This window comes from Colwellia sp. M166, from assembly GCF_024585285.1.
Lineage (GTDB): Bacteria > Pseudomonadota > Gammaproteobacteria > Enterobacterales > Alteromonadaceae > Cognaticolwellia.
The window spans coordinates 346,040-364,941 of sequence record NZ_CP040755.1 but is presented as its reverse complement, the minus strand read 5'-3'; the positions used below and the strand labels follow the sequence as shown (position 1 = coordinate 364,941).

The 18,902-nt window shown below is 37.7% G+C and carries 13 protein-coding genes and 1 pseudogene; 6 read left to right on the top strand and 8 right to left on the bottom strand.

All coding sequences use genetic code 11. The features are described 5' to 3' along the window. The 6 genes and pseudogenes from FGD67_RS01770 to istB all read left to right on the top strand — a co-directional run bounded on the left by FGD67_RS01770 (position 1) and on the right by istB (position 7,640). The gene (locus FGD67_RS01770) at positions 1-426 is read left to right on the top strand and encodes a VPA1267 family protein (RefSeq protein ID WP_257173415.1); all 426 of its coding nucleotides are present in this window, start codon (positions 1-3) and stop codon (positions 424-426) included. Next, complete coding sequence (locus FGD67_RS01765) at positions 423-2,678, top strand: ATP-dependent RecD-like DNA helicase (RefSeq protein WP_257173414.1); 2,256 nt, start codon at positions 423-425, stop codon at positions 2,676-2,678. Before FGD67_RS01770 ends, FGD67_RS01765 begins: the two co-directional genes overlap by 4 nt. A gap of 15 nt (positions 2,679-2,693) precedes the next feature. Beyond that, the gene (locus FGD67_RS01760; RefSeq protein WP_257173413.1) at positions 2,694-3,536 is read left to right on the top strand and encodes a MoxR family ATPase; all 843 of its coding nucleotides are present in this window, start codon (positions 2,694-2,696) and stop codon (positions 3,534-3,536) included. Positions 3,537-3,539: 3 nt separating this feature from the next. Beyond that, entirely contained in the window at positions 3,540-4,712 is a 1,173-nt protein-coding gene (locus tag FGD67_RS01755; RefSeq protein WP_257173412.1) for a VWA domain-containing protein, read from the top strand. A gap of 609 nt (positions 4,713-5,321) precedes the next feature. Then, a complete protein-coding gene (gene istA / locus FGD67_RS01750) occupies positions 5,322-6,872 on the top strand; it encodes an IS21 family transposase (RefSeq protein ID WP_257172047.1) in 1,551 nt (516 codons plus the stop codon). Between the two features lie 11 nt (positions 6,873-6,883). Beyond that, positions 6,884-7,640, top strand: a pseudogene (gene istB, locus FGD67_RS01745) (IS21-like element helper ATPase IstB). A 121-nt stretch (positions 7,641-7,761) separates the two neighbouring features. Here the strand turns inward: istB and FGD67_RS01740 are convergent. From FGD67_RS01740 to FGD67_RS01705, 8 genes are read right to left on the bottom strand one after another with little or no spacing between them, the layout of a single operon-like run. After that, entirely contained in the window at positions 7,762-8,817 is a 1,056-nt protein-coding gene (locus FGD67_RS01740) for an SAVED domain-containing protein (protein ID WP_257173411.1), read from the bottom strand. Continuing rightward, complete coding sequence (locus FGD67_RS01735) at positions 8,807-9,304, bottom strand: Mov34/MPN/PAD-1 family protein (RefSeq protein WP_257173410.1); 498 nt, start codon at positions 9,302-9,304, stop codon at positions 8,807-8,809. The genes FGD67_RS01740 and FGD67_RS01735 overlap by 11 nt, the downstream gene beginning before the upstream one ends. Next, positions 9,297-10,964: a ThiF family adenylyltransferase gene (locus tag FGD67_RS01730; protein ID WP_257173409.1), complete on the bottom strand. Its 1,668-nt coding sequence runs from the start codon at positions 10,962-10,964 to the stop codon at positions 9,297-9,299. The genes FGD67_RS01735 and FGD67_RS01730 overlap by 8 nt, the downstream gene beginning before the upstream one ends. Before the next feature lie 32 nt (positions 10,965-10,996). Next, on the bottom strand, positions 10,997-12,001 hold the full coding sequence (locus FGD67_RS01725; RefSeq protein WP_257173408.1) for a nucleotidyltransferase: 1,005 nt from the start codon (positions 11,999-12,001) through the stop codon (positions 10,997-10,999). Between the two features lie 28 nt (positions 12,002-12,029). Continuing rightward, positions 12,030-13,304, bottom strand: a complete 1,275-nt coding sequence (locus tag FGD67_RS01720; RefSeq protein WP_257173407.1) for a GIY-YIG nuclease family protein — start codon at positions 13,302-13,304, stop codon at positions 12,030-12,032. Continuing rightward, positions 13,304-15,232, bottom strand: coding sequence for a DEAD/DEAH box helicase (locus FGD67_RS01715; RefSeq protein ID WP_257173406.1), 1,929 nt, complete (start codon positions 15,230-15,232; stop codon positions 13,304-13,306). Before FGD67_RS01715 ends, FGD67_RS01720 begins: the two co-directional genes overlap by 1 nt. After that, on the bottom strand, positions 15,225-17,963 hold the full coding sequence (locus FGD67_RS01710) for a DNA methyltransferase (RefSeq protein ID WP_257173405.1): 2,739 nt from the start codon (positions 17,961-17,963) through the stop codon (positions 15,225-15,227). The genes FGD67_RS01715 and FGD67_RS01710 overlap by 8 nt, the downstream gene beginning before the upstream one ends. 17 nt (positions 17,964-17,980) lie before the next feature. Next, positions 17,981-18,850, bottom strand: a complete 870-nt coding sequence (locus FGD67_RS01705; RefSeq protein ID WP_257173404.1) for a WYL domain-containing protein — start codon at positions 18,848-18,850, stop codon at positions 17,981-17,983. Positions 18,851-18,902: the final 52 nt, after the last annotated feature.

Below are 18,902 nucleotides of genomic sequence, written 5' to 3'. Positions count from 1 at the left end.
ATGTCCTCAGTATCTGGAGATAATAGCGTTAAGTTGTTTGAGACATGGAGAGATTCTATGTCCGATCAGGATTATGTTGATATCATTTTTAGGGGTAAATTAAATCGAAAAAACATTGCTGAACAATGTGGCTTTGCCAAGTCTGTACTAGGCTCCAACCAAACAATTAAAGATGATTTAAAAAAGCTTGAGGATGGACTCAGAGAGCGATTGGTATTGCCAGCCTTAACAACAAAAGGCGAAAAAGAAGAACGAGCACCTAAAACACTGCAAAGAGAGTCGTTAAAGGCTGCTAGAGAGCAATCTCGCGTACCTGACCTTGAACAGCGCATTGTTGAGTTAGAGGCTGAAAATAAGGTTCTCAGAGCCAACAAAGGCCGTTTAAGTGAATTTGCTGAAGTTTACGAGGAACTATCAAAACTATGAGCCAGCGAACAGCTTACAAAGCAGATATCACCGTTCGTATAACTAAAGTCTTTACAAGCTTTAAGCAAAACGATTCAACAATGGCCTTTAGCGCAGTTTCTGTTGATAATGTACATCACACCATACTCAATAAGATTAATTACTACACAATAAAACTATCAGACACTATATTCCCTGAGCCATCTGAAGGTGAAATATGGTCAATCACCGGAGAAGCAAGCTATGAAGAAGCAGCTAGCTTTGATGGTAATTACTTTATTAAAAAGCATCATATTAATGCTGATGCGATCACCGCTAAACTAATTTTATCTAACAACCCTGTAGGGTTTAAATCATTTATTGCTGATACGCCTCACTTCAAAGGTGTTGGTGTTTCAACTGCTGAACGCCTATGGAAAGCCTTTGGTGAAGGTGTTTATAAAGTTCTAGAAGATAAAGACTTAGCTAAACTATTAACGGTAAATCACCTTGGTAAAGAGTCAGCAATCAGTCTTATAACTGGCTATGAAAAATTCTCTTTCTTGAAACACTCAAAGTTCTTTACTGAGCATGGAATTCCATCACAAATTCAAAAGCGAATTTATAAGTTTAAAGGGGGTAATAATAGAACATTAGAGTTTGATGATATTGAAGTAGATGCTGATCCTACAAAATTAATTAAAGAGAACCCCTACTCGCTCAGCTTGTTTGGTATGACATTTCAAGCCAATGACAAGCTTGCTAAAACACATTTTAACGTAAATGATAATGATGATAGGCGCTTAGTTGCGGCGGTTACTCAATGCCTCAGAAAGCATGCAACCAAGGGACATACTGTCGCGAGCAATAAGGACATAAGAAAACGCTTAAAAGAATTACTACATTGTGATGAACTCGTCAATCAAGCACTGAACGGAGCTTATGATAAAAACGCATTTATCATCTACCCTGACAGTGGAAAGTATCAATTCACTCCTACTTTCATAATGGAGAATGTTGTCGCTAAGCGCTTCTTAAATTTACATGCTCAAGGTGAAAAATACGAAGAAGCTGAAAATACGGCTTGTGTTAACGCTTTTTCAGCAAACCCCTTTGAATTAGAGTATCAACAGAAAGAGTCTGTAATGACATCTGTGAGCTATGCTATTTCTTGTATCACAGGAGGGGCTGGAACCGGCAAGACAACGGTACTAAATACGGTTTTAAATTCCTATCAGGAACTTGGATATAATATTAAAGCTGTCGCATTGAGTGGTCGAGCAGCCATGAGAATGCGCCAAAGCATTAAGCGTCCGTGCTCTACTATCGCCAAATTTTTAAGAGAAGAACCTCTTGACGATTTAGGTGACAACAAATTTTTACTTGTAATCGATGAAAGCTCAATGGTTGATTTATCAACCATATTTAAAATCATCATACATATAGATCCATCTATAAGACTCCTGTTTGTTGGAGATCCAAATCAACTCCCGCCAATTGGTGCTGGAAACATCTTAGCCGACATTGTTGGATCTGGTGTTATACGAAACACCCACTTGGATATTGTTAAACGTCAAGGAGCAAGTTCGGGGATCCCAGAGTATTCAAAATTGATTAATGAAGGGCAGATACCTAGTTCGCTAACAACAGGGGCAATCACATTCCACGATGTTGAATTTGATCACGTTGCTGATGCGTGTGTAGAGCTATACAAGCAATCACCATCCCAAAGTCGCGTAGTAGCCCCTACCAACGCTTTAGTAGACAAGATTAATACACAATGCCAACGAGAGTTGAATCCTGATGGTAAACGTCTTGTATTTGATATAGATGGGCAACATTTCCAAGATGATTTATATCAAAACGACCCTGTATTATTCACACAAAATAATTACGATGCGGGTGTACAGAATGGTTCTCTTGGTAAATTGATTAACGTTGAACAGACCGATGGACATCTGGGTATGGTAAAAATGGCTGATTTTGAAGATGAGAATCAAGAATTCATTCCCTTGACACAAGCTCTGCTTCTTTCGTTAAAAGCAGGCTACGCTATCACATTACATAAGGCGCAAGGCTCGCAATTCCCGCGTGTTATTGTTGCGCTCTCTAGAGGTAGTAACTTAGATCGCGCATGGTTATATACTGCCATAACAAGGGCTGAAACTGAAATTCATATCGTCGGGCCAAAGGAAAAACTGTTTAGCGCTATAAAAAACCAAAGCAATGCAAGCCAGCGGAAAACATACTTGCAAGAACTTTTGAAAGCCAATAGCATAACCCCAAAGAATTAATAACAGAGGTAATGAATGTCATTTAACGGCACAGAAAACTATATAACAAGTCATGGGCTTAAGCTTGCAGTTAATGCAGCTATTACCCTCGAAAAACCTTTATTGATTAAAGGCGAGCCTGGTACAGGAAAAACCATGTTAGCAGAAGAAATTGCAGATAACTTAGGCTTGGAGTTAATACAGTGGAATATCAAATCAACGACCAAAGCACAGCAAGGCTTGTACGATTATGATGCTGTATCAAGACTGCGAGACTCTCAGCTTGGTGAAGATAAAGTTCATGACATTGCTAATTATATTGTAAAAGGGAAACTTTGGCATGCATTTGAAAGTGACAAGCGCTGCGTTTTATTGATCGATGAAATAGATAAGGCCGATATAGAATTTCCGAATGATTTGCTTCAGGAATTAGATCGTATGGAGTTTTACGTATATGAAACAAGTCAATTAATAACGGCTAAAAATAGACCAATCATTATTATCACAAGCAACAATGAAAAAGAGCTTCCTGACGCTTTTCTCAGAAGGTGCTTCTTTCACTATATACAATTTCCAGATGCTGACGAAATGGGGAAAATTGTTGATGTGCATTTTCCAAATATTAAAAAGTCATTACTCGATCAAGCGCTTGGATCTTTTTTTAACTTGAGAGATATCCCAGGATTGAAAAAGAAACCTTCTACATCGGAGCTGCTCGATTGGATCAAGTTGCTTTTGGCTGACGATATTTCACCTGAAACTATACAGAACAAAGACAGAGAGAAGTCTATCCCACCATTACATGGGGCATTATTGAAAAACGAACAAGACGTACACTTGTTTGAAAAGTTAGCCTTTATCAATCGCTCTGGTCGATAACTTATGTTAATTGGTTTTTTTAGTAAAGTTCGAGAATATAAAGTCCCATGCACTATGCGTGAATTACTTGATTTAATTCGTGCATTAGAGCAGCAGGTAGTATTCGCCAAAATTGATGACTTTTACGTTATTAGCCGAGCTATTTTAGTTAAAGACGAGAGCTATTTTGACAAGTTTGACCGTGCTTTTGCCGACTATTTTAAAGGCGTAGAATCATTAGAACTTGATTTAGATGGTATCCCTGAGGATTGGTTGAGAAAGCAACTTGAAAAGTCGTTAACTGAAGAAGATAAAGCACAGTTAGAGGCTGTGGGTGGCTTTGACAAGTTAATGGAAACATTGGCTGAGCGTTTAAAAGAGCAAGAGAAACGTCATCAAGGGGGCAATAAGTGGATTGGTACAGGTGGCACATCTCCTTTTGGTGCTTATGGCTACAACCCAGAAGGCATAAGAATAGGCCAAGACAATTCTCGTCATCGTAAAGCAGCTAAAGTATGGGATAAGCGTCAATATCGAAATTTGGATAATCAAGTTGAAATTGGTACGCGAAATATTAAAGTTGCGCTTCGTAAGCTTAGACAGTTTGCTCGTACCGGTGCTAGTGAAGAATTGGATTTAGACGATACGATTGCCGCAACCGCGAATAATGCAGGTTATCTAGACATCAAAATGAAACCCGAGCGCCATAATGCGATTAAAGTATTAATGTTTTTCGATGTTGGTGGTTCGATGGATGATCATATCAAAATTTGCGAGCAGATTTTCTCTGCCGTGCATGCTGAATTTAAACATCTTGAATTTTTCTATTTTCATAATTGTGTTTATGAAACTGTTTGGAAAGATAATACTCGCAGGCAAAGTGAAAAAATAGAGTTATTGCAAGTGCTGCATACTTACAGTCGAGATTATAAAGTGATTTTTGTTGGTGATGCCACCATGGGGCCATACGAAATAACTTACCCCGGCGGCAGTGTTGAACACTGGAATGAAGAGCCTGGTAGTGTTTGGATGCAAAGAATAACAGATCATTTTGATAATGTTATTTGGCTAAACCCTCAAGGGCAACCGCAATGGCCATACTATGCTTCAATTAATATTATGTCGCAACTTGTTGAAAATAAAATGTATCCCCTAACGTTAAGTGGTTTAACTGATGGTATAAAAGCCTTATTGTGATGACTTAAACTGTAGTAGCTCTGCTGGCCCTCTGCATATACGTTCTGACCTAATCGTACTGTCGATAAGGTCAGTAATGTAATGGCAGATTACTATTAAGCAATTCATCTCTGTTTACTTGATGAGTTAAAACAACTAATCTCGATTCTAAGAGTTTGACGTGTGTTTTGTTAAATTTTCATTTTTATTCGTTAGCAGATCTCTTCATTCCAAAAACCTTTGCCAAAGTGCTGATATACTCGACTTGAAACCTGCTCAGCCTCACCAATATAAACAGTATCACTCCCGGTTTGTGGCTTTCTTCCCTGTCGCTAAGCTCTTTAACCTTGCTTCTTGGAGCAGTTAAAGCTTGCCCTGTACATCCAATTATTTCAGCATGACGTATGCCAGTTGCATATTCTCTCCAGCTTTGATCACCCAATGGCATTAACTTTGATCGCTTATTCTCATTAAGCTTTGATCACTAAAATCACTTGTAAATGATCACTTTTGTGCTCTTAATGATTTTGCCGATCAAAGCTTAATACCACTCGTCACTGAGTTCATGTTTTATCAATTTTTGTAGGTATGTTAAACCGTTATCTAAATCGTTTGGTGAGGATAACAATAATGGCAACAAAACCTATATCTATGAGTAAATTACATTCTATTTTACGGCTGAAGTACTCAGCAAAGTTATCTCATCGAGAGATCGCAAGAAGCTTAAATATTTCGCCTGGCACCGTCGCAAATTATGTTAAAAAGGCGAATGAATTAGGCTTTAATCAATGGCCAATTCCAGAGGAGCAGCAACAAAATTCGTTTCTCAATACCAAACTAAGGCGCTTCTCAACACGTAAGAAAAGATACCCAACGCCTGATTGGTTAAGTATCAATAAGGATTTAAAACAACATAAACTCTTAACATTGCAGCTCGTGTTTGATGAGTTACTTGAAAAAGTGGGCGAGCCTTATTACAGCTACAGTCACTTCTGCCGTGCTTATAAGCAGTGGTTAGGTACGCAGCGGCTATCCATGCGTCAGCAGCATAAAGGCGGTGAAAAACTGTTTGTCGATTATTGTGGTCCCACAATTGCCATCACTTGCCCTACGACACAGGAAAAACGTACCGCTCAGGTATTTGTTGCTGTACTAGGCGCATCAAATTATACCTATGCTGAGGCAACCTATAGTCAACAACTTGAAGATTGGGTGATGAGTCATGCCCGTTGCTTTGAGTTTTTAGGTGGTGTTCCTGACGTTGTTATTCCCGACAACCTCAGAAGTGCGGTGAGTAAAACTTGTCGCTACGAGCCTGACCTAAACCCGACATACCACCAGCTAGCAGAGTACTTTAATGTCGCTGTCATACCCGCTAGACCTTATAAACCCAAAGATAAATCCAAAGCTGAGGTCGGTGTACAAATTGTAGAGCGTTGGATCATGGCGCGTTTGCGTCACCAAACCTTTTATAGTTTAGCGCAATTAAATCATGAAATAGCAAAGTTACTTGACGTGATGAACAATAAGGTGATGAAGCAATACCAACAATCACGCAAGCAGCTATTTGATTTAGTCGATAAAAATGCATTAAAACCATTGCCTGAGAACCCTTATCAATACACACAAATCAAAACGGTGCGTGTACACATTGATTATCATGTTGACATAGAAAAACACTACTACAGCGTGCCACATCAATGGGTTAAGAAACAATTGCGTGCACACATCACCAATCAACTCGTACAGCTTTATCATCACGATACCTTGATTGCGCAACATCCAAGGTCGAACCGTTTAGGCGGACATACAACACAGGCACATCATATGCCAAAGGCGCATCAAAAACAGCATGAGCAGTCACCAATAAACTTACGCTCATGGGCATTGAGTATCGGTGATTATACCCATCAGGTTGTTGAATTACTGCTTAATAGAAAACGCCATCCTGAGCAAGCTTACCGCAGCTGTTTAGGCGTGTTGAGTTTAGCTAAAACCTACTCAAAACCACGCCTCGAACAAGCATGTTATCGGGCAATCAGTATGAATACGACCACGCTTAGATCAATTAAACAGATATTAAAAAAAGGGTTAGATCAGCAACCCTTACCCACACAGCAAACAGAGCCAGAAAAATCAGTCAAACATAGCAACATACGTGGCACAGATTACTACCATTAAGGAATACCAACATGATAGACACCATTAATCAGCAACTTCAACTGCTCAAGTTATCGGGTATAAAGCAAGCACTCAAGCAACAGCTTGAACAGCCAAACCTATATCAAGAGCAAAGCTTTATAGAGCGCATCAGTTTATTGCTCACACATGAAATTGATACACGTGATGAAAGAAAAATCGATCGACTTGTACGACAAGCTAAATTCAGGTTACCGGGTCAATTAAACCAACTCATTTACTCGCCGAAGCGCAACCTAGATAAAACGCAAATACGTAGTCTCAGCCAAAGTACCTGGCTGAGTTTACATCAGAATATATTAATCACGGGCGCAACAGGTTGTGGCAAAACATACCTAGCGTGTGCCTTAGGCCATGAACATTGCCTACAAGGTAAAAGCGTTTTTTATATTCGGCTAAAAGAATTACTTGAAAGTCTATTCCTAGCACAGGCCGATGGCAGTTATCGAAAGTTACTGAGTAAACTCATTAAAGTCGACTTACTTATTTTTAGATGATTGGGGGCTTGAGCCACTCAGTGCTCAACAGAGAAGTGACTTACTTGAATTAATTGATGCGAGGTATGGTTATAAATCACACATCATTATTAGTCAGTTACCACAGGAAAACTGGCATGAAATGATCGGAGAATCAACGCACGCTGATGCTATTTTAGACAGGCTTATTCATGGTGCAATCAAGGTGAATTTAAAAGGAGAATCGATACGAAAACAGTTAAATAAATTGACTGATGATGATCAGTTAAGTTAGTTTAAGAATGGCTCTACAAAATGATAAATCAAGTGATCAAAGCTGATGAGAATCGGTGATCAAAGTCATGAGAATACGCACCAGTAACAGAGCCACCAGCTAGGTTTTTATTTGACGGCCTTTAATCATAAATTTTCACCCCTTTTCCAGACAGTTCTAAAGCCCATTCATAATGTCCTTTGTTACCATTGAAGTTATGAATTACCCACGTTTTATGTATCCCTTCTTGAAACTTCCGGCCTATTTCAATTGCTAACGAAGACTGCACAGATAGAAACAGATGTATTCTCCTAACTTTGGGGTCTCTAGATAATGCATCGATTGTTGCCAACAATGAACTAGATAATCTTTGCAGATTTTCTTGATTGAGTACTAAATTACGTTCAACTAGAGTCGTTGAACTTAAGATAGCCGTATTGTTTTGAAATTCAATAGAAAGTTGTTCTTGCAGTATAGGGGTTGATAAACCAACGGCTAGACCCACATTTCCATTTTCATCTGCTTTAGGAAGTGGTTCAGTGTTACTCAATTGGATGTTGACATCTTCGTTATCTAAAATACGCCAGTTTGTGGAGCCGTGCATTTTATCGAAATAAGTAATATTGCTAACGTTCCTTAGAAATACACCGTAAGCCACTAAGAATGGAATTCTAGCTAAACCACCTATATAGAGTTTTTCACATTGGTGGTGAAGTACAAATCTTTTGAACAGGTCAACGCACACTTCAGCATTATAGCGTTCAACTTGTTTTTCAATATTATCATCTTGAATACTTAGCTCTATAGGCTCTCTAGCAAGCCTTTGCTCAGACTTGCTTAATATTTCCGAGGGGAAATGAGTAGGCATACTAGGTAGTCCAGAGATTATGACTCTTGCAACTTTTCGAGCTTGGTTTAGTTCTGCTCTAATATCCAAGAGTATGAGTCCACTTCCCAATAAAAATCCCATAACGCCTAATGTTGATGTTAAAAATGATACGCCACCGTTTGTTATTTCTATACTCCCTAAATAGTAGCTTGGAGGTAGAATTAAGTTTATTGCAACCCCAAGTGCCGGACTAGCTATAGCTGCGATAATAATCCTTGTACCTGCAATTGTTTTTGGTAATGAGTTTTTTTTCAAATCGCGATAGACGCTAATCAACCACTTAATTTTGCTCCACCAATTAGTTTCCAATTTTATATTCTCCAATTAATGATATTTGGGTTCGTAAAGTAGGTTTTGTGCCCATCCACATCCGAATATGCGTTTGTCCTACAATTGCAAAAAACAACTTATTGCTTTCGTATTTTGATTGAATAAGTGCGTTCTGCCAGTCTTGTTTATCAACCAAAGAATAGTTTGGAGTAGGCTCAGGGTGACTATGCCAAAGCCCTACATAAGTTGAATGTTTATTACTTTTTTGCCATATATCATTCACCAACTTATTGTGTTCAGTAGATCGATAAAATTCACAGCGCCCCTGCTTATCTGATTTTTGAGGCGGGGTAAGTTGATCTATAAGTAATACACCCGCTGAATTAAGGTGCTTACCAATTAATACACCGCCAGATTCAGGTGATTGCTTAGGTAATTGCCGAAAATCACATAATTTTGCCAATAGTTCTTTTGATACTCTAATCAAGCCGTATCCTTTTACATCCATTTGCCATTCTTCAGTCATTGCAAACCCTACAATCATGATGCTGTTTTAAAGGCAATTGCTCTTTCAATGGCATAGTGGCGTATCTATCAGTTGTTTTTAGATTTGTTGAGTTATTACCCTTCCAGCTGATTGCTAGCTCAGTTGTAAAAGACTGCAATATTTCGATTGTCTGAGTTGCGGCCAACTCAGCGGTTCTGCTTGAATCTAAAAAAGAAAATGGAGTAAACACACCAGCACAACCGGTAAGATTTTTAGAAATAGACTGCCCTACACAAACAAGCGATAATTCACTTTCAGCTTTCAACTGGTTGCCATCAGTATGAAGGCATTGATAGCAGCTAACCTGCAGGTTTAAAGCAATGGAATGGCCACCTAAACCAGCCGCTTCATTCCAACAAAAAACAACATTATTGAAGTTTCTGTCTTTTAACACTTGGTTAATTTGTAAGTTTACTGACGGTGCGCCCACAGCAACCACAATAACGTCGCAATTCACTAAATCCTTGTCATTGATGACTTCAGCAAAATTGAGAGGTTTGGTGTTAACTTTTATGTATGGTAAATCATTCTGTAATTGACGGGCTAATGAGTTAACCTTACTCCGTGTATAAACGCGACCTGTCTTTTTATCAGCTTCAAAATTTAATTCACGGCCTCCCAAATGATGTCGGTATATATTGTCGGCACTTAATATATCGGGGTCGACTAATACCAATTCCCCTACACCAGCTTTAGCTAACATGTTTGCCACTTGGCCCCCTACAGATCCACAGCCAACAACAGCAACTTTTTTATTACTCAATAAAATGTCACCGCCTCCACGTTCTACGAGATACTCTTTTGAGTTCCGCGTAATTGAAAACATTTCAATCTGCCAGTCGTTTGAATGTTCGACAATAGGGTGAGGTAAATGATGGTTAGCGCTAAACCTCAATAAAAACTGTGTTCTTTCACCATTAGTTCTCGGCATAGATAGTAATACGTAAAAGATATTAAATGAGCGGCATTTCTGAACGAGTTTATTTAATATTTTTTTGTTTTGTTCACTTACATAATCAAGCAAAGTTGAAAAATACTGAGAGCTAAAATTTTTGCCTCCTACTGGAGGTAATACCGCGCTATCTAGAGGTAAATGCAATATTTTAGTAGCGCGATACTGCCCTAACTGTTTTACGTTACTAAATTGATACGGCAAAGCCTTATTACGACTAAACATCACAACGGGTATAGAATTTTTGGGGCCTTTTTTCTTTTCTCTTTCAATAACTCTCAGGTAAACCATTTCAGCTTTATCTTTAGCATGGTAAAAACTAGCAACACTATCATTAGGTTGGTAATAACCTTCTAACTCATCTAGTAATTCGTCTTGGTATATTTTGAGGCTTATCCTGTTTAAGAGTTTAACTATATCTTCAATATATTGACAAATAATGTCATGTGCTCTCGTATAATCAGCAAAAACAGTATCGCTTTCTTCAATGCAAATAGTGCCAAATTGATTGATATGCGCCAGTGTTCCAATAAGATCTTGATTAAGCAACTTAGACTTGGGTAGGCAGTAAGGAAAGCTCTCGGGGAAATATATAGCAACTTCCCACTTACGTTTTTTTCCGACTAAAACAAAATTAAAATGCCGTTCTTTTTCTTCCTGAAAAGATTCAACATAGGATGATTTCAATTCTGAAATCATCCTTGAAAGTTCAACTTGGTTCAAGCGCTTGTACCCGTGGGGACATATGGTGCAGTATGAGTTTGTTTACTGTCTTCGACTAAAGGGAAGTCATTACCAAAGACTTTGCGTAGAATTTTGCTACATTCATGCTCAGATGATTCATCTCTAGCAGCTTCTATAGCTTCAAGTAAATTTACAACTTGATTATAAAAGGTATCTTGCTGATTTTCTGTCATTTTATAATAAACATTTTTGTATGGCTGAACAGGCAACTCTATGTCGATAATCGATTTTTGTGAGCTACTATCGAGGTCCCAAGTCTGATTGAAACTGTTTTTAATACTTTGAACTACAGCAATCAGAACATCTAAATCACTACCTTCTTGGTATCTGAAAGCTTTTCGTGCTTGAATGGTCAAACCAATGGAAGGTGGTGCATTATTGCCATTGTCGCTGAAAGCTTTGGCTTTCCATTTTTTCAAGAAACGTGCAATACGGCGAAACTGTTTTTTGTGTTCAGCTTCGGTCGCAACATCACTAACCCATTGTTTTAATCCTTTGGGATCTGCAATCCACCACTTTCGGTTTACTATTGAGTGCTCTTTGCCCCAGGCAATGTGATGATTTTCGCTATTTTTAGAATAAATTGCCAAATCCACATGGTAGCCTCTCGTATAATTAACAGTAATACATGGTTTGTTGAACTCAACGGTTCGGTTGTGGTTTTTATTAAGCTTATCGAACACCAATTTTTTTAGTTTGTTTGAATCATATTCATCGTTTGTTATATCAAAAATAATCCCAACGTCTATGTCATAGTCACCACTGGCAGGCTTAACACCTGTGTTCATAGCATATGAGCCAAGATCAATTTTTGAAAACGTCAATGACTTATTTGTATCAGGAATTTTTTCGTCCGTTAACGAATTGCGCAGCTCATTGATAAGAAGATCGCGTTTGTCTTTAAGAATTGCATTTTCTTCATAGGTACCCATTTTTATAATGTCGTTAAACGACATAAATTGTGCTTGTAACTTGGCCATGTTTAATCCTTTTTACTGGTTATTATTATTATCTCAACTCAATTTTCTGTGATGTTGAGTTATATCGGTAATTAACAATCTGCCCATTAACAATAAGCTCAATAGCAGTATTTATTTGTTCGATTGGTACACTGAACCATTCTCTCGGTTTGCACATGCTGCCCTGTAAATCAGCTATCTCTACTTCGATACACACGTTTTTAAAAACGGTATGAATTAAGTTCTCAAACTTTTGGGTATTCATGTTGTAGCACTCGTATTCAGCAACAACATTTACGGGGGCCATTAAGTATGTTGGTTCATTTACGGCATTGGCAATACGTTTTGCAACGGGTGTTGTTGCGTAACCAATTTTAAATAAATTTGAAATTGAATTAATGCGAGGGTCTTGGCTTTGACTTGATAAAATATAAATAAATCCTGCCGACTCATCATCTTCACCAACATTTTTAATGTCAGAAAAGTGCTCGCCTTTTGGTGAAACCATTTTGCCATCAGCATATAGTGACTTAGCAATAGAGCGATAAAGCATATTTGATTCAGTACCGTTCTCAAATATACACCGAGTTCTTCCATCCTTTCTGAAACGCTTTCCATCAACAGTTTTTGCTTCACTGGTGATATCTATGTGTTCGAGGTACATCAGTACCCCACTTAACACATAATATTCACCAGCTTGAAGTTTTTCGCCTTTATCATCAAACTCAATGATTTTACGCTGGCCGCTGTTAAGCTCTTGCTGAACAACCGGGAAAAGGTCTTTATATTTAGCAAAATCTTTACATGACTTACGCCTTGCAACCAAATCGCTTTCAGCACGTTTATCTGCTTTAACATGTTTTATATTAAAAATGCTATCGTCAGAATCACCCAGTAAACCAAAATCATCATCAGCGAATATATCTTCCACTGAGTTAATTTCTTTTACCACTGGCTTTGGTTCAGGTTTAGGTTCTGGTTTATATTCTGCCGCAGGCTCTGCTACTTCATGCGTTAAAGGCAATAAATTAAATTCATCAAAATCAACCAGCGCATGACACTGGGTATCATTACCTCTAATAGAATCTAAACGTTTAAATAACATTAGCTCACTAATGTTTGCCATATTATTTTCAGGTAAACGGCCATTGGCTTTATAGAAATCATTTACTTCTTGAAACTTAGCAACTAAGTGCTCATCTGCCGTTGGCGCTTTAGATTTAACTTTAACGGTTGTAAGCCCTAATTCGTCATCATCATTAATGAAGCTTAACCAGTCGTCCATCTCCATCGACTTTAACTTTTGCCATTCTTCATTTTTCATTACGCTTGCATCCTTTTGCGCTTTTCTTGTTTAATGTAAATTAAACACTCAGCCAAACGCTTTTCAGTAAAGTCAGACGTGTTTAAATCAGGTTCACGGCCATTTTCATGAACAAACAGCTTAACTTTAGGCCATAGCAATTTAGCTTCATCAAAGTCCATTTGAATACGGGTGGTTTGAATCGATTCTTGAATAAGCTTAAGTACGTCAGTTGTTACTGATTTTGACAATATCTCAAAGGCTTTTTGGAACGGATTAATTTGATCGATTAGATCAATACTCAATTCATCAATGTTGATAAATTTATCAGCTAAGCGAACAAACTTTTTACCGCCTTGTTCACTCACTTCTGCTGTACTTACTGCTGAATCAACGACTACTTGTTGGCGAACTTCTTCAACTTCAGCTTCAGTTAAATCAGGATATTTACGTTGGATTATTTTAGGGATAAGTATTTTATTAACGACTTCTGGGTCAACTTTACCTGCTGAAGCAGCAATTACTTTATCATCTTGCAAAATAGCCGCTTTTAAATCAGCTAAGTCAGATTCAATAATGTCTTTAGTACGCTTAGTGCTTGGCTCTTTAAACCCACCAATTTTCATTGTACCCGGTGGTGCTGGCTCAAAGTCATCATCTTTTTTGGCTTTAAACTTAAAGTTTGGTGCCAATACTTGCTCCATAAGTAATGAACAAGTGATCGCTTTAAGCATGTTATTCACGGCAATAGTTACTTGGTCATTTTCAGCATCAGGCTGGGCTATGAGGTTAGTGAATTGCGCATGTGTTTTATTTGAACTATCACGAGTACAGCGACCAATAATCTGAATGATTTCAGTTAACGAGCTTCTATAACCCACGGTTAATGCATGCTCACAGTATTCCCAGTCAAAGCCCTCTTTGGCCATGCCTAATGCGATGATGATATCAATATCATCTACATGTTTAATCTTTCGTAAGTAATTTTGAATCACATCACGATCATTCTCTTCAACTAGGTCAGCTACTTTTATTACCGTACCGTCATTTCGGGTAACAGGAATAACGCCAGTTTCAGGATCACGTTTACCTGCTTCACCAAGCACTTCCAGAATGGCATCTACTTCATCGTATTTTTCTTTGGTTGATTCACCAGAATTAACGTTAGGAATATGAATGATGGTTTTCTTACCATAGTTTTCTTCTGAATTAAGTACTTCATGAATAACTTCAGTGTACTTACCTTGGTAGAAGTGATAACCAATGCCAAGCGATTTTAAGTAGTTATAACCATTAAGTTGTTCGTAATAGTTAAATGATACTTTGTCGAACTGAGCCTCCAGTTCAGGTGTTAATACAGGAACACTATCACCACGAAAATACGAACCTGTCATAGCAACAATATGAGCACTACTGTTAGCCATAATCGAGCGTAAAACATCACCTAATACGTTTTCACCATCAGCAGACACATGATGAAATTCATCAATAGCTATCAAGCAATCATTGAAATCGGTATCTTCTACTTCTTGAAAGGCAAAACGTAACGTTGCATGTGTACAAATAAGTACTTTATCGTTACCTGCCATAAAACGCTTAAACGCTTTAGTTCTACTAGCTTCACCACCAGGAGTACAAAGGTTATTATCTTCTTCAACTTCCCAATCACAGAAAAAACCGTATTTGCTAAGCTCAGTGGTACTAAATGAACCTCCTATAGAGCGTTCTGGCACAGCTACAATCGCTTTTTTAACGCCTTGGTTATGTAGTTTATCTAACGCCAAAAACATTAATGCTCTTGATTTACCTGATGCTGGAGGAGCTTTTAATAAAAGGTACTGGCTGTTTCTTCCTTCGTAAGCACGAGACTGCATAGCCCGCATGCCCATGTCATTAGTATTTGAACTAGCACCACTTTGGGCATATTTGAATTCCATTAAATTACGCATTTTGACCTCCTGTCATTTCTGAATATAAGTCAAATAAATGATCTAACCGATGAGAATCATCTTTGAATGGTTCATTTTGATAACATTGTTCTACAGCTTTATCTAAATTTTTATGGGCTTGTAATAAATCTTTAGGCATTTTAAGTGGGTCATATAACTCTGCAATTGTTTTTCCTACATAACTTTCTTGTAAAGAAAAAATATCTAACAATAATTCAACTAACCTAGTCTTAGTTGCCTCAGTAATTTTTGGAAACGGGAAGGTGTTATAGCAAAGTACCGAAGAATATCTGTAATCAGTTTTCAATCTCCCTGCAACAGTTCGTACCCAAGTCATGTGCATCCTTGATGAAATAACAGCTATAACATCCAATGACGGATCATAAAGGGCGTTATTAGGTGCAACAATAACTGTATCAACGTTCAATATACCCAAAGGTATATAATCTCGCCTTTCTGATGTCACCGTTGGTATAATCACCGAGTGACTTTTTGCTACATGTTGTTCACGAAATTTATGTGCTGTTAATGCCATTTTGTTAGCCGATTTATCTGTACTATCAGCCCTAAACTTTCTTACTGCCTCAACTCTTTTTACTATTTCTGGTATTTGCAAAGCTTCTTCTAGAAATTCATCTTCAATCCAGATACACCACCTTTCTGAGCCTCTTATGAATTCGAGAGCACCTATCAGTTTTTTGATAAACTTCTTTATTTTAGGAGTGCTTGCAATAAGGGTATCCTTTTCATCTTTGCTTAATATAAAATTGCCATCATCTTTGGGCATATTACCAAGCGACATTTTGGGGAAATTTGAAATTGGACTACTTAACTTATTAACTACTATATTTTCGCCTGAACTTAAATACGGGTTGATGTTCGAAACCTTTCTTTTTACGTATCCTTCGTAAAGGTATTTGGGTTTTTCTTGTTGATTTTGTAATCCCAAAATAATACAAATAACTCCTGCATTATCTTTCGCACTATTTTTCCACTTAAAAGACTTGTGAGCGAATGATATTTCAATGTTTTGATTCAACATTTCAGGCCAAAGTAAACCTACATGCTCTCCTTGACATATTGAGTTAGTTGATACAAATGAAGCTTTTCCTCTTATTCCTCTGATATATTTGGCAGCTAAAAACCACCAGCATGATATATAATCTAACTTTTTATAATTTTTAATTCCCTGAAAAACATATTCTATATCTAACTTATGCTCTGCATTTTGCATTTTAAAGCCTAAATACGGTGGATTACCGATAATAAATATTTCAGGGTTATTGATTTTAGTGCACACTTCATCCCAGTTTAACCTAGTTGCATTTCCACAAATAATATGGCCTCCATTTTGAAGCGGCAACGTAGGTTCACACTCACCAAACTCAGCTTTGAATTCAACATTCATTTGATGTTCAGCAAGCCATAATGAAAGAATGGCGACCTCGTGAGCAAAATCATCTAGCTCAATCCCGTAAAATTGAGAAAGCTTGATTCGTGAAAAAGATGAATCTAGTCCTACATCACCAAAAAGATCATCTTGATTGTCGTTTTGATCTAATTCTTGTAAGCGCTTGATAATTTCCATTTCAAGCTTGCGTAACTCTTTAAAGGCAATGATCAGAAAGTTGCCAGATCCACAGGCTGGGTCAAACAATTTAATTTCCGCAATACGTTCATGAAGTTTACGTAAACGACTTGGTTTCAACTTAGCATCAATGTTGTCTTCAATATTTTCAAATTCAGCATAAAGCTCATCTAAAAATAATGGTTCAATAACCTTCATGATGTTAGTCACTGACGTATAGTGCATACCCATACCACCACGCTGGTCAGGGTGGACAACAGCTTGGATCATCGAACCAAAAATATCAGGGTTAATATCAGACCAATCTAGTTCACTGCCACATTCGATGAGCATTTTTCGTGATTTAGTCGCAAACCTTGGTGAGGCTATTGTGCTCGCAAATAAGCCACCATTGACAAATTCAAAGTTAGCTAAGTAATCAGGTAAGTCACCACGGTTTTCTTTACTGGTATTTAAAACTTCAAATAAACGATTTAAGTAACTATTAACATCAGAGCCATCAACCTTGGTATGTGATTCAAGCTCACCGCTAAATTGGTTTTGTTTGAATATGCCCGTATCTTCGGCAAAGAAGCAGAAGAGCAAACGGGTTAAGAATACATTTAAGTTATGAAGTGCAGTGGTATCGTCTTTGTTCTCTTCGCTAAAGTTATCGGCTTTAATTAAGTCGAACAACTTAGCCATTTTTTCTGCGGCTTTAACATCAGCAGGGTTTTCACCTTGGTAAACTGCTTTTTCCATTCCCGCCCAAGGTAAGAAGAAGTCAAAATGTTTACCCAGCTCATTAAACTCAATATCTAAGGTATCATGGGTACGAGTATCTATGGCAACAAACTGATTAAAGTCGGTAGCTATAACAAAGCGAATTTTATCGCGAGTAACTGATGGTTCTTTTTTCATGTTATCAATATCTAATAACACACAATCATTTTGGCTTTGCTTAAAGTAAATGTGTCGCTTGGCTCTTACTTCACCTTCTACCTTAGCTAAGTTACGTTCACCTGATTTAATACGGCCAATGGTTGTTTTACGATGTCCGTAAGCCGCCATTAGTTGGTATATAAACTCATCCTTGTTAACTTGGCTATTATTAATGTCTACAGCTAATTTTTTAACGATTTCTTCTATTTGGGTAATGTTCATTTAATAATCCATCATTTTTATAATACTTTATAGCCCGGTGCTATTGCTAAATTTTCAGCACCGTATAGTGTTTGTAAATTCTGTAAATAAAGTTGATATTCTGGGCCTGAAAGTGAGCCACTTTCAGAGCAATCTACGTTCCAACGTCTTAATAAATAACCTGCCATCGCTGCTCGTACATTGACTTCTAACATGCCGTTTTCCATTCCAAAATCAAGCTTAATAGCTGTTGGGTGCTCAACGTTGTTTGGATGAGGAATAATTTGTAATGGCACCATTCGCATCCATTGGTGATCTTCTAATTTATCTTCTTGATGGGATGGTGTCTGTGCAATAATTGTAACTTTAGTAATACGCGTTAAAACAAAGTCTCGGAACGACTTAGATTTTCGGTCATACGCTCTTAAATGCCAACGTAAGCCATTATCTACGATTGAGTGAGGCACTAACTCTCTTGCACCAGAACCACTGCTTAAAGAGGTGTATATTACGTTGATAGGCTTATTATTAATTATTGCTTGGGATAACTTAGCGATAATATCAATGCAGGGAACGTTTAAGGGGATTGGTGATTCAATAGGGAATGAAGTATCGCCAATACCATCAAATCCATCACTGATGTTATTAGCTAGCTTGATGAGCGTACGACGAGCATCATGCTTAAGAATAGGTTTGAACTGACTTGTGATAAAATATTTTTTTTCTACATTGTCATACGCCATATTTTCAGGCGCATTTTCTTTATAGATTTTTAAATCTCTGGTTGCTGCCGCAAGACCTAATTCAAAATGACTGACTATTTCACTACGGGTTACCATCCCAGTAAAATAGAGCTTAAAATCGATATAAGCTAAGCGCTGCTTTTGTGCAAAACTGAATTGGTCCATTGTAAATTTATCATTAATAATAATCAGATACATACAATATGTATCATTTTGA

Coding starts and splice junctions, on each gene's coding strand:
- FGD67_RS01770 (WP_257173415.1), top strand. CDS start 1: ATGTCCTCAGTATCTGGAGATAATAGCGTTAAGTTGTTTGAGACATGG.
- FGD67_RS01765 (WP_257173414.1), top strand. CDS start 423: ATGAGCCAGCGAACAGCTTACAAAGCAGATATCACCGTTCGTATAACT.
- FGD67_RS01760 (WP_257173413.1), top strand. CDS start 2,694: ATGTCATTTAACGGCACAGAAAACTATATAACAAGTCATGGGCTTAAG.
- FGD67_RS01755 (WP_257173412.1), top strand. CDS start 3,540: ATGTTAATTGGTTTTTTTAGTAAAGTTCGAGAATATAAAGTCCCATGC.
- istA (WP_257172047.1), top strand. CDS start 5,322: ATGGCAACAAAACCTATATCTATGAGTAAATTACATTCTATTTTACGG.
- FGD67_RS01735 (WP_257173410.1), bottom strand. CDS start 9,304: ATGACTGAAGAATGGCAAATGGATGTAAAAGGATACGGCTTGATTAGA.
- FGD67_RS01725 (WP_257173408.1), bottom strand. CDS start 12,001: ATGGCCAAGTTACAAGCACAATTTATGTCGTTTAACGACATTATAAAA.
- FGD67_RS01720 (WP_257173407.1), bottom strand. CDS start 13,304: ATGAAAAATGAAGAATGGCAAAAGTTAAAGTCGATGGAGATGGACGAC.
- FGD67_RS01715 (WP_257173406.1), bottom strand. CDS start 15,232: ATGCGTAATTTAATGGAATTCAAATATGCCCAAAGTGGTGCTAGTTCA.
- FGD67_RS01710 (WP_257173405.1), bottom strand. CDS start 17,963: ATGAACATTACCCAAATAGAAGAAATCGTTAAAAAATTAGCTGTAGAC.
- FGD67_RS01705 (WP_257173404.1), bottom strand. CDS start 18,850: ATGGACCAATTCAGTTTTGCACAAAAGCAGCGCTTAGCTTATATCGAT.